Origin of the sequence: Streptomyces sp. NPDC001270, assembly GCF_042896695.1 — a bacterium.
GTDB lineage: Bacteria > Actinomycetota > Actinomycetes > Streptomycetales > Streptomycetaceae > Streptomyces.
The window spans coordinates 314938-336278 of record NZ_JBIAXM010000003.1; the positions used below are offsets into that span (position 1 = coordinate 314938).

The 21341-nt window shown below is 72.6% G+C and carries 24 protein-coding genes, 2 pseudogenes and 1 riboswitch; of the genes and pseudogenes, 12 read left to right on the forward strand and 14 right to left on the reverse strand.

What is annotated here, in order from left to right; translation table 11 throughout:
• Positions 1–41: 41 nt before the first annotated feature.
• On the reverse strand, positions 42–440 hold the full coding sequence (locus tag ACFY2B_RS07735; protein ID WP_390762239.1) for a DUF6153 family protein: 399 nt from the start codon (positions 438–440) through the stop codon (positions 42–44).
• A gap of 260 nt (positions 441–700) precedes the next feature.
• Between ACFY2B_RS07735 and ACFY2B_RS07740 the strand changes: the two genes are divergently transcribed.
• Both ACFY2B_RS07740 and ACFY2B_RS07745 read left to right on the forward strand, forming a co-directional pair.
• A complete protein-coding gene (locus ACFY2B_RS07740; protein ID WP_390762240.1) occupies positions 701–1426 on the forward strand; it encodes a lysophospholipid acyltransferase family protein in 726 nt (241 codons plus the stop codon).
• A gap of 87 nt (positions 1427–1513) precedes the next feature.
• Positions 1514–1675 (forward strand): hypothetical protein, encoded by a 162-nt coding sequence (locus tag ACFY2B_RS07745; protein ID WP_390762241.1) that lies wholly within the window; start codon positions 1514–1516, stop codon positions 1673–1675.
• 69 nt (positions 1676–1744) lie between these two features.
• Here ACFY2B_RS07745 and ACFY2B_RS07750 read toward each other — a convergent pair whose 3' ends face one another.
• The 8 genes from ACFY2B_RS07750 to ACFY2B_RS07785 form a co-directional block, all read right to left on the reverse strand.
• Positions 1745–3340 (reverse strand): alpha/beta hydrolase, encoded by a 1596-nt coding sequence (locus ACFY2B_RS07750; RefSeq protein WP_390762242.1) that lies wholly within the window; start codon positions 3338–3340, stop codon positions 1745–1747.
• A 109-nt stretch (positions 3341–3449) separates the two neighbouring features.
• A complete protein-coding gene (locus ACFY2B_RS07755) occupies positions 3450–4229 on the reverse strand; it encodes an urease accessory protein UreD (RefSeq protein ID WP_390762243.1) in 780 nt (259 codons plus the stop codon).
• Positions 4226–4903 carry an urease accessory protein UreG gene (gene ureG, locus ACFY2B_RS07760; RefSeq protein WP_390762244.1) on the reverse strand — a complete coding sequence of 226 codons (678 nt, stop codon included), beginning with the start codon at positions 4901–4903 and terminating at the stop codon, positions 4226–4228. Before ureG ends, ACFY2B_RS07755 begins: the two co-directional genes overlap by 4 nt.
• A 117-nt stretch (positions 4904–5020) precedes the next feature.
• Positions 5021–5695, reverse strand: coding sequence for an urease accessory protein UreF (locus ACFY2B_RS07765; RefSeq protein ID WP_390762245.1), 675 nt, complete (start codon positions 5693–5695; stop codon positions 5021–5023).
• Positions 5695–7416, reverse strand: a complete 1722-nt coding sequence (locus ACFY2B_RS07770) for an urease subunit alpha (RefSeq protein WP_390762246.1) — start codon at positions 7414–7416, stop codon at positions 5695–5697. Before ACFY2B_RS07770 ends, ACFY2B_RS07765 begins: the two co-directional genes overlap by 1 nt.
• Positions 7409–7720 (reverse strand): urease subunit beta, encoded by a 312-nt coding sequence (locus tag ACFY2B_RS07775; protein ID WP_390762247.1) that lies wholly within the window; start codon positions 7718–7720, stop codon positions 7409–7411. The genes ACFY2B_RS07770 and ACFY2B_RS07775 overlap by 8 nt, the downstream gene beginning before the upstream one ends.
• A gap of 11 nt (positions 7721–7731) precedes the next feature.
• Entirely contained in the window at positions 7732–8034 is a 303-nt protein-coding gene (locus ACFY2B_RS07780; protein WP_390762248.1) for an urease subunit gamma, read from the reverse strand.
• 467 nt (positions 8035–8501) lie between these two features.
• A complete protein-coding gene (locus tag ACFY2B_RS07785; protein WP_390762249.1) occupies positions 8502–8780 on the reverse strand; it encodes a type II toxin-antitoxin system Phd/YefM family antitoxin in 279 nt (92 codons plus the stop codon).
• 149 nt (positions 8781–8929) lie between these two features.
• Here ACFY2B_RS07785 and ACFY2B_RS07790 point away from each other — a divergent pair, with 149 nt between their 5' ends.
• The 3 genes from ACFY2B_RS07790 to ACFY2B_RS07800 all read left to right on the forward strand — a co-directional run bounded on the left by ACFY2B_RS07790 (position 8930) and on the right by ACFY2B_RS07800 (position 10903).
• Positions 8930–9562 carry an ATP-dependent Clp protease proteolytic subunit gene (locus tag ACFY2B_RS07790; protein ID WP_390762250.1) on the forward strand — a complete coding sequence of 211 codons (633 nt, stop codon included), beginning with the start codon at positions 8930–8932 and terminating at the stop codon, positions 9560–9562.
• A 7-nt stretch (positions 9563–9569) separates the two neighbouring features.
• On the forward strand, positions 9570–9878 hold the full coding sequence (locus tag ACFY2B_RS07795) for a hypothetical protein (RefSeq protein WP_390762251.1): 309 nt from the start codon (positions 9570–9572) through the stop codon (positions 9876–9878).
• A 337-nt stretch (positions 9879–10215) separates the two neighbouring features.
• Positions 10216–10426, forward strand: a riboswitch (cyclic di-AMP (ydaO/yuaA leader).
• Between the two features lie 3 nt (positions 10427–10429).
• Positions 10430–10903, forward strand: coding sequence for a C40 family peptidase (locus tag ACFY2B_RS07800; RefSeq protein ID WP_390762252.1), 474 nt, complete (start codon positions 10430–10432; stop codon positions 10901–10903).
• 73 nt (positions 10904–10976) lie between these two features.
• On the opposite strand, the pseudogene ACFY2B_RS07805 reads toward ACFY2B_RS07800, so the two are convergent.
• Positions 10977–11486, reverse strand: a pseudogene (locus ACFY2B_RS07805) (LysE family translocator); the annotation flags it as partial.
• A gap of 8 nt (positions 11487–11494) precedes the next feature.
• On the opposite strand from ACFY2B_RS07805, the pseudogene ACFY2B_RS07810 reads away from it, so the two are divergent.
• Positions 11495–12304, forward strand: a pseudogene (locus ACFY2B_RS07810) (LysR substrate-binding domain-containing protein); the annotation flags it as partial.
• Between the two features lie 3 nt (positions 12305–12307).
• On the opposite strand, the gene ACFY2B_RS07815 reads toward ACFY2B_RS07810, so the two are convergent.
• The gene (locus tag ACFY2B_RS07815) at positions 12308–12766 is read right to left on the reverse strand and encodes an ATP-binding protein (RefSeq protein ID WP_390762253.1); all 459 of its coding nucleotides are present in this window, start codon (positions 12764–12766) and stop codon (positions 12308–12310) included.
• A 211-nt stretch (positions 12767–12977) separates the two neighbouring features.
• Here ACFY2B_RS07815 and ACFY2B_RS07820 point away from each other — a divergent pair, with 211 nt between their 5' ends.
• The gene (locus ACFY2B_RS07820) at positions 12978–13838 is read left to right on the forward strand and encodes a helix-turn-helix domain-containing protein (protein ID WP_390762254.1); all 861 of its coding nucleotides are present in this window, start codon (positions 12978–12980) and stop codon (positions 13836–13838) included.
• Between the two features lie 9 nt (positions 13839–13847).
• Positions 13848–14072 carry a DUF397 domain-containing protein gene (locus ACFY2B_RS07825; protein WP_390762255.1) on the forward strand — a complete coding sequence of 75 codons (225 nt, stop codon included), beginning with the start codon at positions 13848–13850 and terminating at the stop codon, positions 14070–14072.
• An 82-nt stretch (positions 14073–14154) separates the two neighbouring features.
• On the opposite strand, the gene ACFY2B_RS07830 is transcribed toward ACFY2B_RS07825, so the two are convergent.
• Complete coding sequence (locus ACFY2B_RS07830) at positions 14155–15282, reverse strand: 8-amino-7-oxononanoate synthase (protein WP_390762256.1); 1128 nt, start codon at positions 15280–15282, stop codon at positions 14155–14157.
• 147 nt (positions 15283–15429) lie between these two features.
• Between ACFY2B_RS07830 and bioB the strand changes: the two genes are divergently transcribed.
• The 3 genes from bioB to bioD are packed head-to-tail and all read left to right on the forward strand — an operon-like array spanning position 15430 to position 18710.
• A complete protein-coding gene (bioB, locus tag ACFY2B_RS07835) occupies positions 15430–16689 on the forward strand; it encodes a biotin synthase BioB (RefSeq protein WP_390762257.1) in 1260 nt (419 codons plus the stop codon).
• Entirely contained in the window at positions 16682–17962 is a 1281-nt protein-coding gene (locus tag ACFY2B_RS07840; RefSeq protein WP_390762258.1) for an adenosylmethionine--8-amino-7-oxononanoate transaminase, read from the forward strand. The genes bioB and ACFY2B_RS07840 overlap by 8 nt, the downstream gene beginning before the upstream one ends.
• Position 17963: 1 nt before the next feature.
• Entirely contained in the window at positions 17964–18710 is a 747-nt protein-coding gene (gene bioD, locus ACFY2B_RS07845) for a dethiobiotin synthase (RefSeq protein ID WP_390762259.1), read from the forward strand.
• Positions 18711–19609: 899 nt separating this feature from the next.
• Here the strand turns inward: bioD and ACFY2B_RS07850 are convergent.
• Both ACFY2B_RS07850 and ACFY2B_RS07855 read right to left on the reverse strand, forming a co-directional pair.
• Complete coding sequence (locus ACFY2B_RS07850; RefSeq protein WP_390762260.1) at positions 19610–19990, reverse strand: fic family toxin-antitoxin system, toxin component; 381 nt, start codon at positions 19988–19990, stop codon at positions 19610–19612.
• A gap of 4 nt (positions 19991–19994) precedes the next feature.
• A complete protein-coding gene (locus ACFY2B_RS07855; protein WP_390762261.1) occupies positions 19995–20237 on the reverse strand; it encodes a toxin-antitoxin system HicB family antitoxin in 243 nt (80 codons plus the stop codon).
• A 188-nt stretch (positions 20238–20425) separates the two neighbouring features.
• Here ACFY2B_RS07855 and ACFY2B_RS07860 point away from each other — a divergent pair, with 188 nt between their 5' ends.
• Positions 20426–21313, forward strand: a complete 888-nt coding sequence (locus ACFY2B_RS07860) for an LLM class F420-dependent oxidoreductase (protein ID WP_390762262.1) — start codon at positions 20426–20428, stop codon at positions 21311–21313.
• Positions 21314–21341 lie beyond the last annotated feature (28 nt).

The following is a 21341-nucleotide window of genomic DNA, read 5'->3' on the forward strand; positions in this document are numbered from 1 at the left end:
CCGCACCGGCCGGAGGGGTCCGGGTGCGGTGGTCGCGGCCTCTAGATCCGCAGGAGTTGGAGTTCCGCCAGGGACGGTGGCGCACGGGCGCCGTCGGGCGCCGTGGCCGGGCACGAGCCGGGCCGGTCGGCACGCACGGCGGCGGCCACCGGTCGCGCGACGAGCCCGGGCAGGACGGGCCCCCAGCTCACGGCGCCGGATGCGCAGGCCGGGTCGGCGTGCCGCACGTGCTGTCCGCCGCAGTGCCCGTCGTCCGGACAGTCGGGGCCGGCGGCGACCACCGCCGTCCGGTGCGGGACGGAGCCGTGGTCCGGTCCGCCGCCCATGGCGCCGCCGGGCGCCAGCGCGTGCATGCCGAACAGCCCGGCCAGCAGCCCGAGCACGAGCAGCGCCCGCCACCGCCGTGGAGGCGGGGACGGGTGCCGGTCGGTTCGGGTCATCGGGCCCATCGTAGGGGGTGCGTGACCACGGGCCACTGGCGGTACGCCTTCCGGCCGCGTCCTCCTGCACGCGGCGCCCACCTGCCCCCTCGGTACGTGGCGCCTCCTCCGTACGCGGCGCCCCTGTACCCCCTTCGTACCCCGCGCCCCCGTCCACCGGCCCGACCCGAGGTCCGCATGGGCCGACTTCCTTGACCGTGCCGTCGACCTGGGAAAGGCTCAGTCTTGAAGCGGACCTGGCAAAGTTGAAGGGGCGAGCCGTGTTCTACTACCTGCTCAAGTACGTGCTGCTGGGACCGCTGCTCAGGCTGGTCTTCCGGCCCCGCACGGAAGGGCTGGAGCATGTGCCGGCGTCCGGGGCCGCCATCATCGCCGGCAATCACCTCTCGTTCTCCGACCACTTCCTGATGCCCGCGATCCTCAAGCGGCGCATCACCTTCCTCGCCAAGGCGGAGTACTTCACCGGCCCCGGCGTCAAGGGCCGGCTTACCGCGTTCTTCTTCCGCAACGCCGGTCAGATCCCGGTCGACCGCTCCGGCAAGGACGCCGGTCAGGCCGCGATCCGCGAGGGCCTCGGCGTGCTGCGCAAGGGGGAACTGCTCGGCATCTACCCGGAGGGCACCCGCTCGCACGACGGCCGCCTGTACAAGGGCAAGGTCGGCGTGGCGGTGATGGCGTTGAAGGCGGGCGTCCCGGTCGTCCCGTGCGCGATGATCGGCACCTTCGAGGCCCAGCCGCCGGGCAAGGTCATCCCGAACGTCCATCCCGTCGTCATCCGCTTCGGCAAGCCCCTCGACTTCTCCCGGTACGCCGGCCTGGAGGACGAGAAGACCGTCCTGCGCGCCGTCACCGACGAGATCATGTACGCGATCCTGACACTGTCCGAGCAGGAGTACGTGGACCGGTACGCCGCCGCCGTCAAGGCGGAGGAGGCGGCGGCGCAGGGGGTGAAGGAGCGGAGGTTCCCGCGGGCGCCGCTGAGCTGACGGGAGGTTCCCGAGGCGGCCCGTGCCGGGCTCTGCCCTCCGCAGAACGGGCGGTGTCCGGCGGGTCCGGGTCCGTACCGTCGCCCCATGAGACGTGCTGTGGTGATCGGGGCGACGGGGCAGATCGGCCGTCCGACGGTGGACGCGCCGGCGCGGGCCGGCCGGACCGGCGGCTTCCCGCTGCTCGCGGGGGCCCGTCCCGACCTGTTCGACCACGCGGCCGAGGACGCCTGGCCGCGCGCACGGTGAGCGAGCGGTACGGAAGGGGCGGCCGGGGGACACATCTCCCGGCCGCCCCTCAGGTCGTGCCGTACGCCGTTACGGCTTCGGCGTGGCGTGCGGGGCGCAGGTCACGTCCGCGGCGTCCACCTCGCCGGTGAGCAGGTAGGTGTCGACCCGGCTGTTGATGCACGGGTTGACCAGCCCGGTCACGCCGTGCGAACCGGCGTCCCGCTCGGTGATCAGTCGGGAGCCCCGGAACCGCTGGTGCAGTTCGACGGCGCCCGCGTAGGGGGTGGCGGCGTCCCGGGTGGACTGCACGATGAGCACCGGGGGCAGGCCCTTGCCGGTCTTCACGTCGACGGGGGTCCGCTGCTTGACCGGCCAGGTGGCGCACGGCAGGTTCATCCAGGCGTTGGCCCAGGTCAGGAACGGGTAGTCCTGGTGCAGCCGGGTGTTGTCCCGGTCCCACCGCCGCCAACTGGTGGGCCACTTGGCGTCGGTGCACTCGACGGCGGTGTAGACCGCGTTGCCGTTCTCCGAGGCGATGTTCCCGGCGGTGTCGGACAGGTCCGGGGCGGCGGCGTCCACCAGGGCCTGGGTGTCGCCCGCGACGTACTTGCCGAACACCGTGGCGACCGGCACCCACGAGGAGTCGTAGTACGGGGCGCTCTGGAAGAAGGAGGTCAGTTCGGCCGGGCCGGCGACCCCGCCGATGGGGTGCTCCTTGGCGGTGGCGCGCAGGCGGAGCCACTGGGCCTGGACGGCGTCGCGGGTGGTGCCGAGGTGGAAGGTGGCGTCGTTCGCGGCGACCCAGTCCTGCCAGTCCTTCCAGCGGCCCTCGAAGGCGACGTCCTGGCTGAGGTTGGCCTCGTACCAGATGTTGTCCCGCGCCGGGTCGACCACGCTGTCGACGACCATGCGCCGGACGTGCCCGGGGAACAGCGTGCCGTAGACGGCGCCCAGGTAGGTGCCGTAGGAGACACCGAGATAGTTGATCTTCTTCTCGCCGAGCGCGGCCCGGATGACGTCCAGGTCGCGGGCGGTGTTCGGCGTGGTCATGTACGGCAGCATGGTGCCGCTGCGTTCGTAGCAGCCGTCCGCGTACTCGCGGGCCAGCTTGCGCTGGGCGAGCTTGTCGGCCTCGGAGCCGGGCACCGGGTCGGCCTTGGGTGCCTTGACGAACTCCTGCGGGTCGATGCAGGAGATGGGCGTGGAGTGGCCGACACCGCGCGGGTCGAAGCCCACGAAGTCGTACGCCTTGGCCGTGTTCGCCCACACCGGGTTCTTGGTGGTGACCCGGGTCGGGAAGCGCAGCCCGGAGCCGCCGGGACCGCCCGGGTTGTAGACGAGCGCGCCCTGGCGCTCCTGCGCGGTGCCCGTGTTGCCGATGCGGTCGACGGCGAGCTTGATCTGCTTGCCGTCGGGCTTCGCGTAGTCGAGCGGCACGGTGACCCAGCCGCACTGGATGGGCTTGGCGAGCGCCCAGTCGGCCGGGCAGTCCTGCCAGTCGATGCCGGCCTTCGCCGCCCGCTCGGCGGCAGTCGCGACGCCCCGGGCCTCGCGGCTCTGGCTGTGCCCGGCGGTGGCACTGGCGGTGGGCGCCGAGACGGCGCCGGCTATCAGGGTCACGGTGACGAGTGCGGTGGCCGAACCGAGTGCGAGCACCCGGTTCTTCCGTCTGTTGTCCCTCAAGTGGGCCCCTCCCCCTGCATTGGTGTGAACGTCAGGGGGATCCTCGTGCCTGTGCGGAGGCTGAGAACAGGGGTCGTTGACCTTCTTTGCCAATCCGATAACCGGATGATCATGTCCCGGTTTGCGGGTCCTGGTCGAGCAGCGCCAGCGCCTCGTCCAGCGTCCGCCGCAGCCGCAGTCCGTCGGCGGCCACGGCGCTCACCAGGACGGCGGGACCGGCGAGCGGAGTGACCGCCGCGCCCTCCCCCAGCATCCGGGCGACCGGTCTCCGGTCGGTGAACTCGGGTCGTACGAGGACGAGTTGCCCCACGGCTCGGTGGCCGCCGAGTACGGCGGGCCCGTCCCAGCCGCCCGCCGCGCCGGGCCCGCAGGCAAGCTCCTGGTCGAGCACGGCGCACCCGGCGATCCGCACCGTCAGCCGGCTGCCGAGCCGCCCGGGTTCCTCGCCCACCCGGCCGAGCACCTGCTCCTCGCGCAGCACGAGCCGGGCTCCGGCGTCCAGGTCGGCCCGAGTGGTGACCGACAGCTCGCTGCCGGCGGCGGAGATCAACGGCTCGGGCAGCCAGCGCAGTTCGCCCCCGGCGGCGACGCTGAGCCGTACGTCGTAGCGTGCCTCTCCCTTCGCCTGGCCCGGCAGCGCGATGGTCGCGGCGGCCGACCCGACGTGCAGCCGGGCCCCGGCCGCAACGAGCGTCTCGACCGTGAACCGGTCGCCGCCGAGCGGCCCGCCCATCGCCCCGACGAGCACGACCCGGGCCCGAGCGCCGCTCGCCCGGGTGCGCCGCGGCGCCAGTGGGCCCTCGCCCGACAGCACGGGCAGCGCGGTACCGCCCCGGCCGTCCGGGCGCGCGACGATCCGCGCGGCCGCCCGTACCCCGGTCGCGGTCACGCCGCCCACGCGGCGAGCCGTTCGCGCACCCAGGCGGCGACCTCCGCGACGCCCGTCTCGCCGCGCAGCGACTGGAAGACGACGGGCAGCCCGGCCCGCTGCGCCTTCGCGTCGGCGGCCATCCGCGCGAGGTCGGAGCCGACGTACGGCGCGAGGTCGGTCTTGTTGACCACGAGCAGGTCGGCGGTGGTGACGCCGGGGCCGCCCTTGCGCGGGATGTCGTCCCCGCCGGCCACGTCGATGACGAAGACCTGCGCGTCGACGAGCCCCCTGGAGAAGGTCGCGGTGAGGTTGTCCCCGCCCGACTCGACGAGGACCAGGTCCAGCGGCCCGACCTCGTCCTCCAGGTCCTCGACCGCTTCGAGGTTGGCCGAGATGTCGTCCCTGATCGCGGTGTGCGGACAGGCTCCCGTCTCCACGGCCGTGATCCGCTCGGGCGGCAGCACGGCCTCACGCAGCAGGAACTCGGCGTCCTCGCGGGTGTAGATGTCGTTCGTGACGACGGCGAGCGACAGTTCGTCCCGCAGGGTCCGGCACAGGGCGGCGACGGTGGCGGTCTTGCCCGATCCGACGGGTCCGCCGAGGCCGATCCGCAGCGCCCGCCGCGACCCGTCCGCCCGCCGGGCGTCGGCACTGACGGCCGCGGGGCCGTGGTGAGCGTGGTCGAGATGCATGGCGGGTCTCCTTCAAGGCACTCTTCACGAGGCGGGTTTCGCCGACTCCATGGCTCTGGGCGGTTCTGTTGGTTCTGTTGGTTCTGTTGGCTTTTTGCTCGGGGTGCCGTGGGCCGGTCAGGAAGCGAAGAGCCGGACGGCCCGTGCGGCGTGCGCCTGGGCCCCGATCTCCAGCAGCGGCGCCGAGGCCGCGGGCAACGCGTCCACACCCTCGTCGAGGGCCCGCCGCGCCGCCGCCACCGCACATCCCACAACCATGTCCAGCTCCGGTGCCAGCCGGGCCAGCACCCCGGTCGCGTCGAACGGATCCAGGCTCAGCAGCCGTACGGTGGCCGTCGCCGGCCCGCTCACGCTCTCGTACGCCGCGCAGTGGGCCGCGTCCGCGGCCTCCAGGCCGGCTGCACGCGCCACCAGGCCCAGCACCACGGGCTGGTGCGCGCCTTTGGGGAACTCCCGTCCCAGGGCGTTAAGTTCGGGACACGGCCAGGTCGCCCTGGCGGCCCGCAGCAACTGCCGGCCGAGTCTGCGCGCGGCGTCGCGCAGCGCGGGCGAGGGGGTGCGGGCGTCCGCCGCCGCGTCCAGCGCGGCGGGGCCGATGCCGAGCACCGCCGCCGCGGCGAGCGAGGCCGCCACCAGACCCGCCGTGTGCAGCCGCCCCCGGCAGAAGTCCGCGAGGTCGGCGGCACCGGTGATCCGCCCGGCCGTGACGGCGGCCTCCGCCCCGCCGGAGTGCGCATGCCCTCCGGCGGGAAAGCGGCCGTCGGCCAGGACGAGGAGTGCTGCCCGGGACATCAGAACAGGAAGTAGCGCTGGGCCATGGGCAGTTCGGCGGCCGGAGCGGCCTCGACCAGTTCACCGTCGATGTGCACGGCGAAGCTGTCGGGGTCGATCCGGACCTCGGGCCGCGCGGCGTTCTCCTTCATGTCGGCCTTGGTCACGCCGCGCGTCGACTCGATCGCGACGAAGCGCTTGCCCAGCCGCAGCCGTTCGGGCAGCCCGTCCTCGACGGCTGCCGGGGCGACGAAGTTGACCGAGTTCGCGGCGGGCGCCCGGCCGATCGCCCCGTACATGGGGCGCGGGAGGATCGGCTGCGGGGTGGGAATGGAGGCGTTCGAATCGCCCATCTGCGCGTACGCGATCTGGCCGCCCTTGATGACCAGCAGCGGTTTCACGCCGAAGAACGCGGGCTCCCAGAGCACCAGGTCGGCGAGCTTGCCGCTCGCCACGGATCCCACGTCCCGGGCGAGGCCCTGCGCGAGTGCCGGGTTGATCGTGTACTTGGCGACATAGCGCCGTACCCGCCGGTTGTCGGCGCGGCCGTCGCCGGGCAGCGTGCCCCGGCGCCGCTTCATCACGTGGGCCGTCTGCCAGGTCCGCAGGACGACCTCCCCGATCCGGCCCATCGCCTGGGAGTCGGAGGAGATGATCGAGATGGCGCCCAGGTCGTGCAGGATGTCCTCGGCACCGATCGTCGACGGCCTGATCCGGGACTCGGCGAACGCCAGGTCCTCGGGGACCGCGGGGTTGAGGTGGTGGCACACCATCAGCATGTCGAGGTGTTCCTCGGCGGTGTTGACGGTGAACGGCCGGGTCGGATTGGTCGAGCTGGGCAGCACGTGCGGCTCGGAGACCACGGTCATGATGTCCGGCGCGTGCCCGCCGCCGGCCCCCTCGGTGTGGTACGCGTGGATGCCGCGCCCGCCGATCGCGGCGAGCGTGTCGCCGACGAAGCCGGCCTCGTTGAGGGTGTCCGTGTGGATGGCGACCTGGACGCCGGTGCGGTCGGCGACGGTCAGCGAGGCATCGATGACGGCCGGGGTCGCCCCCCAGTCCTCGTGCAGCTTCAGGCCCAGCGCGCCGCCGCGGATCTGCGACAGCATCGCTTCGTGCGAGACGGTGTTGCCCTTGCCGAGGAAGCCGACGTTGACCGGGTAGTGCTCCATCGCCTCGAACATCCGGGCGAGGTGCCAGGGGCCGGGCGTCACCGTGGTCGCCTTGGAGCCCTCGGCCGGTCCGGTGCCGCCGCCGACCAGCGTGGTGATGCCGGCGGCCAGCGCCTCGTCGGCCTGCTGCGGGCTGATGAAGTGCACGTGCGCGTCGATCGCGCCGGCGGTCAGGATCCGCCCGTTGCCCGCGATCACCTCGGTCTCCGGGCCGATGACCAGCTCGGGGTGCACCCCGTCCATCGTGTCCGGGTTGCCGGCCTTGCCGATCCCGGTGATCCGGCCGTCGCGGATGCCGATGTCGGCCTTGACGATCCCCCAGTGGTCGACGACAACCGCACCGGTGATCACGGTGTCGGGGGTGCCGTCCGCACGCGTGGCCCGCGACTGGCCCATGGATTCGCGGATGACCTTGCCGCCGCCGAAGACCGCCTCGTCCCCGGCGAGACCGGGCCCGCCCGAGCGGTCCTCCTCGATCTCGATCAGCAGGTCGGTGTCGGCGAGCCGGATCCGGTCGCCGGTGGTCGGGCCGAACAGGCCGGCGTAGGCGGCGCGGGAGATCTCAGGCATCGAGGGCACCTCCGGTCTCCCCGCGCAGGCCCGGCACGATCCGGGCGCCGGCGATCGGGACGAGTCCGACCTCGGCGGGGATGCCGGGCTCGAAGCGCACGGCGGTTCCCGCGGCGACGTTCAGCCGCTTTCCGTGTGCGGCGGCGCGGTCGAACTCCAGGCCGGGGTTGGCCTCGGCGAAGTGGTAGTGGGAGCCGACCTGGACGGGCCGGTCGGCGGCGTTGAGCACGGTGAGCCGGGTGACCTCGCGGCCCTCGTTGCAGACAATGGGGTCCTCGGCGAACAGGATTTCTCCGGGAATCACGGCGGCCCTCGTCAGACGATCGGCTCGTGGACGGTGACGAGCTTGGTGCCGTCCGGGAAGGTGGCCTCGACCTGGACGTCGTGGATCATCTCAGGGACGCCCGTCATGACGTCTTCCCTGGCGAGGATCGTGCGGCCGGAGGCCATGAGGTCGGCGACGGCACGTCCGTCCCGCGCGCCTTCGAGGATGTGCGACGTGATGATCGCCACCGCCTCGGGGTGATTGAGCTTCAGACCCCGGGCCCGCCGCTTCTCGGCGACGTCGGCCGCGACATGGATCAGCAGCCGCTCTTGCTCGTGCGGGGTCAGTTGCATGTCCCACCTCACAGTCCTACTCCGGACCGTGCGGGGTCCGAGTGCCGCAGCCACCACGGCAGAGATAGATGTAACACATGGCCAGATGGGGCGATCTCGCCCAATTGGGACACCGAAAACCCCTGATGGCGTGGATCGGCAGGTTAGTTCGCCGGAGTTTCAGCGACGTTAACCAGACCTTGATCACTTCATGACCGTTTCCTGGGCTCCGTCATACCGGCGCGATCACACCCACCGGACCACCGGACCTCCCGGGACGCCCTCCGCAGTTCACCGCCCGACCGGGTGCGGCACTGCGACCGAGCGCGGCCGCCGGCCGGCGGCGGCCGACCAGCGCTCGTGCGGGCGTCGCCGACCGGCCGTGGCGGGGACATCGCGGCGGCGGGGAGGTGGTGCGGGCGTCACCTGACGGCGGGGTCCGGGCATCGCCGGCCGGCCGTGGCGCGCGCCGACGACCGGCGTCCGGGTCATGAGCCGTGGGGCCCGCGGTGCTCGGCCGCGATGCCGAAGCGCCGCCGTTCACGCGGTGCGCCCCCGGCCTCGCGGACGCTGGAGACGGAGCTGACCACCTGGTCGTCGGCGGGCTCCGGAAGTTCTTCGAGCCGCTCCAGGTCGGCGGCGGAGACAAGGGCGACGAGGGGCTTGCCGTGGCGCGTGACGACGACGCGCTCACCGCCGTAGACGACCCGGTTGATCAGGTCGGCGAGTTCAGCCCTGGCTTGCGTCACCGGAATCTCGTAGGCCATGACCCCAGCTTACGGGGCACCCCGGGCCTTCTCCCCGGACCGCGTGCGCCCCCGCACACCGCAGCCCCACCCGGACGATCTGTACGTCCTGTACATTTTTTACAGAGAGCTTTCGCCGGAAGCGGCCGCGCCGCGAGGAGGGGTACGTCATGATCCGACCGTCCGCCCGTCACGTTCTGCCCGAGTTCACCGAGCGCACGAGCAGCGGTCTGCGCACGCTCGATCCGTACTCGAAACTGCTCGAAGGCCGCATCGTCATCCTGGGCACGCCGATCGACGACACGGCGGCGAACGACGTGATGGCGCAGTTCATGCACCTCGAACACGCCGCGCCGGACCGGCCCATCTCGCTGTACATCAATTCCCCGGGCGGCTCGTTCAGCGCGATGACGGCGATCTACGACACCATGCGGTACCTCGCCTGCGACGTGGACACCCTCTGCCTCGGGCAGGCCGGCTCCGCGGCGGCCGTGCTGCTCGCGGCCGGCACCCCCGGCAAGCGGCTCGCGCTGCCGGGCGTACGGCTGCTGCTCCAGCAACCGTCACTGCCCCGGCCGGTACAGGGCCAGCCCAGCGACCTCGTCATCGAGGCCGACGAGCTGACGCGCGTCCGCGCCCTCCAGGAGGAGATCCTGGCCCGCCATACGGGACGCACCCCTCAGCAGATCCACGAGGATCTGGAGCGGGACCTGATCCTGGACGCCCAAGGCGCACTGGAGTACGGACTGGTGGACCACATCGTCCGCAGCCGCGGGGCCGCGCGCACGCCGGACGCCGGGTGAGCCGCGGATGCTGCCGCCGGAACTGCCGCCGCTGCCCGCCCTGACCCGCGCCGAGGGCGAACTGATCGACCGCTACCTCGAAGCGGTCGACCTGCTGGGCCGGATCAACCCGGCGCGCGGCGCGGACACCTACCCCGCACTGCGGGCCGCCCAGGCGCTGGCGCGCACGGCGGTCGAACTGCGGGACGCGCTGGCCCTGATGCACCTGCGGGGCGAGAGGGAGCTGCACGCGGTCACGCTGGCGCGGGCGCTGCGCGTACTGGACGGCGAGCGGCGCACCGCCCGGGTCGCGCTGCCACCGGACGGCGCGGGGTGATGCGGGGTTCCCCGGACCCCCGGTCCGCCGCGTCGGCGCAACGCCGGGGGCCGGGCTGAAACGGCCCAACCGGCGTACCTCTGTTCGGCGTAGGCGGACGTCCCTTTTCGGGACCGCGAAGGGTGTGCGGGGCGTGGGGCCGACGGAGCCGCCGAAGTGCTCCCGTGCTGGTCCGAGGGCTCGTCGGCGTTTCGGCCATGGGCGGAATGGACCGCCCTCCGCCCAAACAGGTGGGTGGTGACTAAAGACACACATCGCCGGTTGCGTTGGGATTTTCTGACAGTTGTGAGTGAAGATCCCTGTCCGACGACAAGCCCCCGCCACAGCGGCGGGGCGGTCCGGGCGGACGCCGAGTCCTGCCGCCGCCCGGATGCCCGGTCGACAGGAGTGGATCGGCAGGAGTGGAGGACCCAGGCACGACGGGTCGCCGGAACGGACGCGAGTCCGGTCCGAGCGGCCCTTGGGGTGAAGCCGTGGCGACGCGGCCGGGCAACTTCGCCAGCCCGAATCCGACAGGTCATCCTTCACAGGCGGCTGACGAAGGGTTGCGCATGACTGCGCTCAATCGTGTCCCATCGCTGATGGCGCGGGCCGGTACGGCCTCGGCGCTCACCCTCGCCGCCGTGGGCGGCTCGATCGTGGCCCCTGGTCTGGCACCCGAGGCAGCGGCCGCCACCATGGGCGCCAGGGCCCTCAAGGTCGCGGCGTCCAAGAAGGGCTCCCCGTACAAGTGGGGCGCCACCGGCCCGCGCAGATTCGACTGCTCCGGGCTCACGCTGTACTCGTTCAAGAAGGCGGGCAAGGCCCTGCCGCGTACGGCGGCCCAGCAGTACAACAAGACGCGCCACATCTCGGTCAGGAGCCGCAAGGCCGGAGACCTGGTGTTCTTCCATGCGGGTTCCAGCGTCTACCACGTCGGCATCTACGCAGGTAAGGGGAAGATCTGGCACGCCCCGAAGACCGGGGACGTGGTGCGGCTGGAAAAGATCTGGACCAGGCGAGTCTGGTACGGACGGGTGAACTGACCGGTCCGAGGGGATGCCGGCTCCTGGCGTCGTGCCGTCATCCCCTCGGCGCCCGTTCACGGCTGACCTGGCATCAGGACAGCAGCGGTTCGAGGAGCAGGGCCGCGCCGAGGGCCGCCAGGGCCAGTCCCGTGCCCGCGCCGAGGGCCCGCGCGGCGCGTGGCTCGCGCAGCCACCGGCCCAGCCGGTCCACCAGCAGCGCGACCGCCGGGAACCACACCAGGGTCAGCCCGATCACGATCAGCGCCAGCAGCAGGGTCCTGGGCAGCGCCGGGCCGTCCCGCGGCACGAACTGGGGCAGCAGGCTGAGGAAGGTCAGTGAGACCTTGGGATTGAGGGCGTTGGTGACGAACCCCTGCCGCAGCGGATGCGCGGCCGAGGGCAGTAGCGGCCCGGCTTCCGCGGCGGGGCGGCGCAGGGACCACAGGGTCCGTCCGCCGAGGTACAGGACGTAGGCGCCGCCGAGCAGTTGCAGCGCGCGGAACAGCGGGGGCACGGCCACCAGGGCCGCCGCGACCCCGGCGACCACGAGCGTCGTGTGCACGAGCAGCCCGCCCGCGATGCCGAGCGCGCAGGCGACGCCGTGCCGGCCAGTTGGCGAAGCCGGAGCGGGAGGCGGGCACCGCCCTGCTGGTCCGGCACCACCGCGGCGCACGGCTGACCGGCGCGGGCGAGCTGCTGGTGGTGCGGGCACGCCGGGTCCTCGACGAACTGGACCGCGCCCGGCACGAGCTGGCCCGGCTGGCCGGCCTGTCGGGCGGCACGCTCCGGCTCGGCACGTTCCCGACCGCCGGTATCCATCTGCTGCCCCCGGTCCTCGCCGTGTTCCGCCGGGCCCATCCGGACGTGGAGCTGTCGGTCGCGGACCACGACCCGCCGCACGGGGTGACGGCCGTCGCGGCCGGTACGGTGGACCTCGCGCTGACGCACTCCTACCACCCGGCCGAGCCCTTCCCGGTACCGTCCTCGGTGCGCCTGGAGCCGGTGCTGGTGGAGGAACTGGTCCTGGTGACCGCCCCGGGGCACGCCCTGAGCGACGGCGCCGCACGGCTGCCGCTGTCCGCACTCGCCGGGCAGCCGCTGATCAGCATGGCCCCGGACCATCCGGCCCGGCGGGGCGTGGAGTCCCTGCTGGCCGCGGCGGGGGCCACGCCGTCCGTGCTGGTGCCGACCCCCGGGTACGCAGTGGTGTGCGCGCTGGTCAGCGCCGGGCTCGGGGTGGCCGTCGTACCCGAGACGGTGGCGCGCACGGCGGTCACCCCGGTCGGGGTGCGGGCGCTGGAGGGGGGCGGGATGCGCCGTACGATCCTGGTCGCCCACCGCGCGGACGAGGTGGCGCCGGCCGCGGACGCCTTCCGGGCGCTGCTGCGCGGGGCGTTCGGCCGTGCGCACCAGGCGTGACCGCTACGGTTCCTGCTGTCCCACCGCCGTCACCGGCTGCGCCGGCACGGTGAAGGGCAGTTCGACGGAGATGGTCTTGCCGCCCTCGCGGGTGGGGCGGACGTGCAGCTTGCCGCCGCATTCGGCGGTGAGCCAGCGGACGATGACCATGCCGCGGCCGTTGTCCTGCTGGACGGCCGCGGGGAGTCTCTTCGGGAAGCGCGGATGGCTGTCGGTGACACCGATGCGCAGGTGTTCGTCACGGTCGAGGACCAGGTCCACCGTGAAGGTGGGTGACTGGCCGAAAGTGTGCTGTACGGCGTTGGTGGCGAGTTCGGAGACGATGAGCCGGACCGTGTCGCCGATGTCCGTGTCCGGCGCCATGCCCCACTCCGCGAGGGTGCCCATCACATGGGAGCGGGCAGCGGAGACCGAGGCGGGGTCGCTCGGCAGAGTGACGGATACTTCCAGATGGTCTGCCATGGCGATCTCGTCCCTTTCCCACGGGGCCGCGGTCCGACATGGAGGATGGTTCGAGTACGGTCCCGGACTGGTGCTTCGTCGCCAGACTGCCATTACCGCGCCGGTCACGCGGGTCGATCCACCAAGATATGCATATATCTGTCGCTCGAAGCGGTGAACTCTGCGACGGCAGAGCGTATTTGGGCGGCTCGGAAGGAGTAAGGAGTAGCCCATGCAGCACGGTCCCGCGGTGCGCCGCCGGAAACTGGGCGCCGAACTGCGTGCCCTGCGCACCGGCACGGGTCTCACGAGCGGTGAGGCGGCCCGGCTGGTGGGCTGGCACCAGTCGAAAGTGAGTCGCGTCGAGACGGGCGCCAGTGGCGTGAAACCGACCGATGTGCGCTTACTGCTCGACGCCTACGGTGTGACGGACACCCAGTTACGGGAGTTGCTCCTGGTGCTGGCGGGGTCCGAGGACGTCGGCGGCCGGCACCACTGGTGGCACGCCTACCGCGGGGTGCTGCCACCCACCTACCGCGACTTCATCAGCCTGGAGTCGCAGGCCAGCCGGATGCGCACGCTGGAGACATCGGTGGTCCCGGGGCTGCTGCAGACGCCCGAGTACGCCCGCGCGGTGACCCGGGCGGCGGTGGAGGGCCTCGCCGAGGACCGGCTGGACACGCTGGTGGAGGTGCGGCTGGCCCGGCAGGACGTGCTGCGCTCGCAGCCGCCGCTGGAGCTGAGCGCGGTCCTGGACGAGGCGGTGCTGCGCCGCGAGGTCGGCGGTCCGGACGTCATGGCCCGGCAACTGGAACGGCTCATGGAAGCGGCACGCCTGCCCCAGGTGAGGCTCCAGGTGCTGCCGCTCGCCGCCGGAGCGCACATCGGCATCACCGGCCCTTTCGTTATCTTCTCATTTCCGAACACATCTGATCTGGATGTTGTTGTTCTCGACCATTTGACGAGTAGCCTCTACCTGGAGCGGAAAGAAGACCTCCAGGCATACACAGATGCCTTCAACACCCTTCAGTTCCACGCGCTTTCCCCCGAGGACTCGTTGGATTACATCGCCGGGATAGGTGACGGCTCGTAAGGAGGCACCATGACTGCACTGCCTCGGAACGTACCTTCCACTTCCGAACTGTCCGCTGTGTGCTGGCTGCGCAGCAGCTACAGCACGGGCGCCAACAACTGTGTGGAGACGGCGCGGCCGTGCTCCGGTCCGTGGACCGGGCTGCTCGCCGTGCGCGACTCCAAGGATCCGACCGGACCCGCGCTGCTCTTCTCCCCCGGGAGCTGGGCGGGTTTCGTCGCCGCACTGCGTTGATCCCCCTACCCCACTGTCCGATCGGTTCCTGACCGATTCCGATCGTTTTCGCCCCGGCGGCGCACGGCCGTGTCACGCCGACTCATGGTCGCGCCTCGCCGATCACCCGGACAGCGCATGCGACATCGGCCCCGGAGAGGTCCGCACGGGCGGTCAGCCTGAGCCGTGAAACACCGTCGGGCACGGAAGGAGGACGGAAGCAGCCCACGGCCAGGCCCGCCGCACGGCAGTCCGCCGCCCAGCGGACGGCGCCCTCCGGGGACGGCGCACGCACCGAGACGACCGCGGCGTCCGGACGGACCGCCTCAAGACCCGCCGCGGTCAGCCGCGCGTACAACTCGGCCGCGACCGCACGCGCGCGTGCGGCACGTTCGGGTTCGCGCCGCAGCAGGCGCAGGGCCGCGAGCGCCGCGCCCGCCGCCGCGGGCGCGAGGCCCGTGTCGAAGATGAACGTACGGGCCGAGTTGACCAGATGGTCGACGACCCGCGCGGGACCGAGCACGGCGCCGCCCTGGCTGCCCAGTGACTTGGACAGCGTGACCGTGGCGACGACGTCGTCGGCGCCCGCCAGACCGGCGGCGTCCGGGGCTCCCCGGCCGCCCTCCCCCAGCACGCCGAACCCGTGGGCGTCGTCCGCCAGCAGCCCGGCGCCGTGCTCCCGGCAGGCCTCGGCGAGGGCGGCGAGCGGCGCGGCGTCCCCGTCGACCGAGAAGACCGTGTCGGAGACGACCAGCGCGGACCCCATGTGCGTGTCCAGCGCCTTGCGCACCCCGTCCGGGTCGGCGTGTGCGACCACCCGGGTGACACCGCGCGCCAGCCGGCAGCCGTCGATGAGGGAGGCGTGGTTGCCCGCGTCGGAGACGATCAGGGAGCCGTGCGGCGCCAGCGCGGTGACCGCGGCGAGATTGGCGGCGTATCCGGAGGAGAAGACCAGCGCGGCCTCGAAGCCGCAGAAGGCGGCCAGCTCACGCTCCAGTTCGGCGTGCAGCTCCGTCGTGCCGGTGACCAGCCGGGAACCGGTGGCGCCGCCGCCCCAGGCATGCGCCGCGTCGGCGGCACCCGCGGCGACCTCCGGGTGCCGGGCCAGTCCCAGGTAGTCGTTGCCCGCGAGGTCGAGGAGGGGCGAGTCGGCGGGGCGGGGCCGCAGGGTGCGGACGAGTCCGGCCCGGCGGCGCAGCTCCGCCTGCTCGTCGATCCAGCCGAACGTCATGGCCCCTCCGGTGATTTTGTAGGCAGTGGACAGACACTAGCCGGACGATCAGCCACCCACCGTGTGGCAATACCCCTACATCGAATGGCCTCCGTTGTACGAACCCTCCTTGGCCCGGGACGGCACCACAGGGCAGGATCGGGCCTCATGAACCTCCTGAACACGCTGGTGGACAAGGGCCTGCGGCGCGAGCCGCCGACCCGGGACGAGGCTCTCGCCGTGCTCGCCACCACCGACGACGACCTGCTCGACGTGGTGGCCGCGGCCGGCAAGGTGCGCCGGCACTGGTTCGGCCGGCGCGTCAAACTCAACTACCTGGTCAACCTCAAGTCCGGGCTGTGTCCCGAGGACTGCTCGTACTGCTCGCAGCGGCTGGGCTCGACGGCCGGCATCCTGAAGTACACCTGGCTGGGGTCCGACGAGGCGTCCGAGGCCGCCGCCGCGGGTCTGGCCGGCGGTGCCAAGCGGGTCTGCCTGGTGGCCAGCGGCCGGGGCCCCACGGACCGGGACGTGGACCGGGTCTCCGAGACGATCAGGACGATCAAGGAGCGGAACGAGGGCGTCGAGGTCTGCGCCTGCCTGGGCCTGCTCTCCGACGGCCAGGCCGAGCGGCTGCGCGCGGCCGGCGCCGACGCCTACAACCACAACCTCAACACCTCCGAGGCAACGTACGCGGGCATCACGACGACGCACACCTACGCCGATCGGGTGGACACGGTGCGCAGGGCACACGCCGCGGGGCTGTCCCCCTGCTCCGGTCTGATCGCGGGCATGGGCGAGAGCGACGCGGACCTGGTCGACGTGGTCTTCGCGCTGCGCGCGCTGGATCCGGACTCGGTGCCGGTGAACTTCCTGATCCCGTTCGAGGGCACCCCGCTCGCCGAGGAGTGGAACCTCACGCCGCAGCACTGTCTGCGCATCCTCGCGATGGTCCGGTTCGTCTGCCCGGACGTCGAGGTCCGGGTCTCGGGCGGACGCGAGGTGCACCTGCGCACCCTCCAGCCGCTCGCGCTGCATCTGGCCAACTCCCTCTTCCTGGGCGACTACCTCACCAGCGAGGGCCAGGCGGGCAAGGCCGATCTGGAGATGATCGCGGACGCCGGGTTCGTGGTGGAGGCCGCCGACGAGGTCACACTGCCCGAGCACCGGGCGGCGCGCACGGAGGCGGACCGCGGTACGCGTACGGGCGGTGAAACCTGCGGGGCGCAGAGCGGCGGAGCCTGCGGGGCGCACGCGGGCGGTGGAGCCCGCGAGGCACACGAGGACTGTGGGGCCTGCGGGACGCGCGAGGGCGGTGAAGCCCGCGGTCCCGCCGCCGCTCCCGCGCCACGGGGGAACGAGCCCCGTACCGACCTGGTGGCGGTCCGCCGCCGGGGCGCCGGAACGGACCTGGCGCCCAATGCCTGACCTCGGCCTCCCGGAACTGCTGGAGCTGGACCGGCGGCACGTCTGGCATCCGTACGGCCCGATGCCCGGCCGCGGCATGCCGCTCGTCGTGGAGTCGGCGAGCGGGGTGCGGCTGCGCCTGGGCGACGGCTCGGGCGAGCTGGTCGACGGCATGTCGTCCTGGTGGTCGGCGATCCACGGCTACAACCACCCGGTGCTCAACGAGGCCGCGCGCAGCCAGCTGGAGCGGATGAGCCATGTGATGTTCGGCGGGCTCACCCACGAACCCGCCGTCCGGCTCGCAAAACTCCTTGTCGACATGTCTCCTGATGGTCTGGAGCATGTCTTCCTCGCCGACTCCGGCTCGGTGTCGGTCGAGGTCGCGGTCAAGATGTGCCTGCAGTACTGGCGCTCGACCGGCCGTCCGCGCAAGCAGCGGCTGCTGACCTGGCGGGGCGGCTACCACGGCGACACCTGGCAGCCGATGTCCGTGTGCGACCCGGAGGGCGGGATGCACGGGCTGTGGAGCGGTGTGCTGCCGATCCAGGTCTTCGCGGATCCACCGCCGGCCGAGTACGAGGAGGCGTACGCCGAGCAGCTGCGCGAGCTGATCGGACGGCACGCGGACGAGCTGGCCGCCGTGATCGTCGAACCGGTCGTGCAGGGCGCGGGCGGGATGCGGTTCCACTCGCCCCGGTATCTGCGGGTGCTGCGCGAGGCGTGCGACGCGCACGACGTGCTGCTGGTGTTCGACGAGATCGCGACCGGATTCGGCCGGACGGGCGCGCTGTTCGCCGCGGAGCACGCGGCGGTGACACCGGACGTGATGTGCGTGGGCAAGGCGCTGACCGGCGGGTATCTGACGATGTCGGCGACGCTGTGCACGTCCCGGGTGGCCGATGGGATCTCCCGTGGTGAGGTCCCGGTACTCGCCCACGGGCCCACGTTCATGGGCAATCCGCTGGCCGCGGCCGTGGCCTGTGCGTCGATCGAGCTGCTGCTCGGACAGGACTGGCGCGCGGAGGTGGAGCGGATCGAAACGGGCCTGCGGGCCGGACTCGCTCCGGCTGCGGGGCTGCCCGGGGTACGCGAGGTACGGGTCCTGGGCGCCATCGGGGTGGTGCAACTGGACCACGAGGTGGACCTGGCGGCGGCCACGGCGGCGGCCGTGCGCACGGGTGTCTGGCTGCGGCCGTTCCGTGACCTGGTCTACACGATGCCGCCGTACGTCACCGCCGACGCGGACGTGGCCCGCATCGGGCGTGCGGTGTGCGCGGCGGCGCGGGAGGGATGAGATGCCGGTACTGGTGATCACGGGCACGGGCACCGAGGTCGGCAAGACGGTCACGACCGCGGCGGTGGCCGCCACCGCGGTCGCGGCCGGCCGTTCGGTGGCCGTGCTGAAGGCCGCGCAGACGGGGGTGGGGCCGGGCGAGCGCGGGGACGCGGCCGAGGTGGCCCGGCTCGCGGGTGCGGTGACGGCCGCCGAGCTGGCCCGCTACCCGGAGCCGTTGGCGCCGGGTACGGCGGCCCGGCGGGCGGGTCTGCCCCCGGTGCGTCCGCACGAGGTCGCCGAGGCCGCCGAAAAACTGGCCGCCGAGCACGATCTGGTGCTGGTGGAGGGGGCGGGCGGGCTGCTCGTGCGGTTCGACGCGGCGGGCGGCACCCTGGCGGACGCGGCCGGGCTGCTGGACGCGCCGGTGCTGGTGGTCGCCCCGGCCGGTCTCGGCACCCTCAACGCCACCGAACTGACGGCACGTGAGCTGCGTTTCCGCGGGGTCGAGTTGCTCGGTGTGGTGATCGGAAGCTGGCCCCGGGCCGCCGATCTCGCCTCGCGGTGCAACCTCGCCGATCTGCCGGAGGTCGCCGGTGCGCCGCTGCTCGGCGCCCTGCCCGCGGGGGCGGGCGCGCTGCCGCCGGCCGGCTTCCGCGCGGCGGCGCCGGCCTGGCTGGCCCCGGCCCTGGGCGGCACCTGGGACGGGGAGGCGTTCCGGACCCGGGAGGCACCCCCTGGGCCCGGTGTGGCCGGTGGCCTCACTTGACCTGGTCGGAACGCCCGAGGAAACGGAAAGTGTTGTTCCCGTCCGCCTGGAACAGGAAGTACAGCGACTTGGCCGACGGGTCCAGGAACAGGTCGGCCTTGGACCAGTCCTTGGCGCCCTTGGCGGAGACGGCCAGGGTGATCTGTCCGATGCGGGTCTGCTCCCAGAGATACGGAAGGGGCCGCCGGCCTCGGCGTTCGTGTACTCGCCCGTCTCGGTGAGGGTGTCGTCGGCGAAATCGTTGTCGGAGTCGCCGTAGGAAGCGGGGACGTCCGTCAGGGAGGTGACCGCCTCGTCGGAACGCAGGCGCTGCGAGGGGCAGCGCATCATCTCCTCAAGGACTTCGGCGTTCTCCCAGTCGGCCTGCTCCGGGGTGCGGTGCACCGTGACGACGGCGCTCAGCAGGAGCTGCCCCTTCGTGCCGCTCGCCGGTATCGCGTAGGAGCGGGTCGAGGTGGCGAGGACGTCCGTCGGGAGCGCCTGCTGCTGCCAGACGCAGTCGTCGCCGAGGACCGCCCAACGCCGCGGGTCGCTCTCGTACGGGGTCCGGCGGACCGCGCCGCTGCCGAAGGCGTCGGGGTCCGGGATGACGTCCCCGATCAGCGCGACCGCCTGGGCCTTCGTCGTCGGCAGCCGGACCGGGTCCACGACGGCCGTCGGCGACGGGCCGGGCGTCGTCGCGGCACCCGGCGCGGCCGAGGCGCACCGCGTGCCTGATCACGACCACGAACCCCCCTTGGAACAACCGGTCACCGAGCGTGCGCCGCGATGCTGGGCGGTAACTGCCGTGCCGTCACAGCCGGTTGACGATCACGTGCCCCAGCCGTACCCCGGCTGTCACAGACTCGGCACAGACCGGACGACCCGCCACCGCGGGCCCGGCGATCCCCCGGTGTCGCTCACCGGGCCGTCGTCCACTGCCGCAGCTCCCGCGCGATGTCGGCCACCGACGCCTCCCCGCTCTTGACCAGCCGCGCCAGATCGCGGACCTGTTCCGGTGCGGTGGCGACCCTGAGGCCGCTGGCGACGAGGTAGGCGTAGGCGACGGCGGAGGCGAACAGGGCGTTGGAACGCTCCAGCGCGGGGATGTGGATCAACTGCTGGAGCAGCGCGGCAGCGCGCGCGTGCGGGCCCTCGTAGACGGGGATGCCGAATATCTCGGCCCGGTGCCGCTCGACCGCGGCGACCAGGGCACCCCAGTCGGTGACCTGGGGGTCCCCCGGTGTCTGCTGTTCGGCGAGCATGAGCAGCCAGGCGAGGTCGATGTTCAGGTCGTTCAACGGTTCAGCGCCGGCCTTCGGTCCGGCCGGTGCCGCGGCCTTCGTCGAACTCCTCCGCGAACACACCCTCGTACTGCTTCATGAAGTCGGCGGCGGCCTCCACGAAGGTGCGGCCCGATTCCCCTGTGTCCTGCTGGACCAGTTCCTCTATGTAGCGGTTGACGCTCATGCCCCGGGCCTGGGCACGCTCGCGGGCGGCTCGGGCGGTGCCCTCGTCCACCCGCACGTTCAGTTGGGTCTTGGCCATACGTCGACGCTAGCGTCAAGATGCTAGCGGTGGCAAGCGGGGGCCCGGTCGGGGCCGGGGGCTCGGGCCGCGCTCGTCCCGTGCGTACCGCGGGACGCGGACGCCCCCCGCGAAGAGGCTGGCGTCCCTCGCGCACGGCTGATGGAATCGTCGCGCTGCTTCGCGTCGTACGCCGTCGAGGAGGGTTCATGCCACGGCCGTTTCGCTTCGGGGTCAATCTGCTCGCTCCGGTGCCCGCCGAGGAGTGGCGGGCCAAGTGCCGCCGGGCCGAGGAACTGGGGTACGACGTGATTCTCGTCCCCGACCACCTCGGCATGCCGGCACCGTTTCCGGCGCTGGTCGCGGCGGCCGACGCGACCGAGCGGCCCCGGGTGGGCACGTTCGTGCTCAACGCCGGGTTCTGGAAACCGGCGCTGCTGGCCCGCGAGGTGGCGACGACGGACGCCCTGACCGGCGGCAGGCTCGAACTCGGACTGGGCACCGGTTACGTCCGGGCCGAGCACGACACCGCGGACCTGCCCTTCGCATCGCCCGGCGAGCGGGTGGACCGACTGCGGCGCACCGTGGCGGAGTTGGAGCGGCTGCTCGGTTCCGCGGACCACCTGCCGCGCCCCGCCCAGTCCAGGATGCCGCTGCTGATCGGCGCCAACGGCGACCGGATGCTGCGGCTGACCGCGGAGCACGCCGACATCGCCGCCTTCACGGCGCTCCGTTCGGTACCGGGGAGCGCGACGGGGCAGTTGACGCCGATCGGCCCCGAAGAACTCGACGAGCGCGTGGCCCGCTACCGGGACCTGGCCGCGGGCCGTACGGAGCCCGCCGAGCTGAACCTCCTCCTACAGGTGGTCGCGGTCACCGATGACCGCGAGGCCGCGCTGCGTCCACTGCTGGAGCGGCAGCCCCGACTGACTCTGGAGCAGGCGCCGGACCTGCCCGTCGTGCTGGCCGGCACCCTGTCGGAGATCACCGGCCAGGTGCGGGCGCGGCGCGAACGGTACGGGTTCTCGTATCTGACCGTGCTGGAGCCGTACATGGAGACGTTCGCACCGGTCATCGCGGAACTGCGCGACACGTAGGCGCAGAGACCGCCCGGATCGCGGCCCG

Coding starts and splice junctions, on each gene's coding strand:
- ACFY2B_RS07735 (WP_390762239.1), bottom strand. CDS start 440: ATGACCCGAACCGACCGGCACCCGTCCCCGCCTCCACGGCGGTGGCGG.
- ACFY2B_RS07745 (WP_390762241.1), top strand. CDS start 1,514: ATGAGACGTGCTGTGGTGATCGGGGCGACGGGGCAGATCGGCCGTCCG.
- ureG (WP_390762244.1), bottom strand. CDS start 4,903: ATGCATCTCGACCACGCTCACCACGGCCCCGCGGCCGTCAGTGCCGAC.
- ACFY2B_RS07765 (WP_390762245.1), bottom strand. CDS start 5,695: ATGTCCCGGGCAGCACTCCTCGTCCTGGCCGACGGCCGCTTTCCCGCC.
- ACFY2B_RS07770 (WP_390762246.1), bottom strand. CDS start 7,416: ATGCCTGAGATCTCCCGCGCCGCCTACGCCGGCCTGTTCGGCCCGACC.
- ACFY2B_RS07780 (WP_390762248.1), bottom strand. CDS start 8,034: ATGCAACTGACCCCGCACGAGCAAGAGCGGCTGCTGATCCATGTCGCG.
- ACFY2B_RS07785 (WP_390762249.1), bottom strand. CDS start 8,780: ATGGCCTACGAGATTCCGGTGACGCAAGCCAGGGCTGAACTCGCCGAC.
- ACFY2B_RS07790 (WP_390762250.1), top strand. CDS start 8,930: ATGATCCGACCGTCCGCCCGTCACGTTCTGCCCGAGTTCACCGAGCGC.
- ACFY2B_RS07795 (WP_390762251.1), top strand. CDS start 9,570: ATGCTGCCGCCGGAACTGCCGCCGCTGCCCGCCCTGACCCGCGCCGAG.
- ACFY2B_RS07800 (WP_390762252.1), top strand. CDS start 10,430: ATGACTGCGCTCAATCGTGTCCCATCGCTGATGGCGCGGGCCGGTACG.
- ACFY2B_RS07815 (WP_390762253.1), bottom strand. CDS start 12,766: ATGGCAGACCATCTGGAAGTATCCGTCACTCTGCCGAGCGACCCCGCC.
- ACFY2B_RS07820 (WP_390762254.1), top strand. CDS start 12,978: ATGCAGCACGGTCCCGCGGTGCGCCGCCGGAAACTGGGCGCCGAACTG.
- ACFY2B_RS07825 (WP_390762255.1), top strand. CDS start 13,848: ATGACTGCACTGCCTCGGAACGTACCTTCCACTTCCGAACTGTCCGCT.
- ACFY2B_RS07830 (WP_390762256.1), bottom strand. CDS start 15,282: ATGACGTTCGGCTGGATCGACGAGCAGGCGGAGCTGCGCCGCCGGGCC.
- bioB (WP_390762257.1), top strand. CDS start 15,430: ATGAACCTCCTGAACACGCTGGTGGACAAGGGCCTGCGGCGCGAGCCG.
- ACFY2B_RS07840 (WP_390762258.1), top strand. CDS start 16,682: ATGCCTGACCTCGGCCTCCCGGAACTGCTGGAGCTGGACCGGCGGCAC.
- bioD (WP_390762259.1), top strand. CDS start 17,964: ATGCCGGTACTGGTGATCACGGGCACGGGCACCGAGGTCGGCAAGACG.
- ACFY2B_RS07855 (WP_390762261.1), bottom strand. CDS start 20,237: ATGGCCAAGACCCAACTGAACGTGCGGGTGGACGAGGGCACCGCCCGA.
- ACFY2B_RS07860 (WP_390762262.1), top strand. CDS start 20,426: ATGCCACGGCCGTTTCGCTTCGGGGTCAATCTGCTCGCTCCGGTGCCC.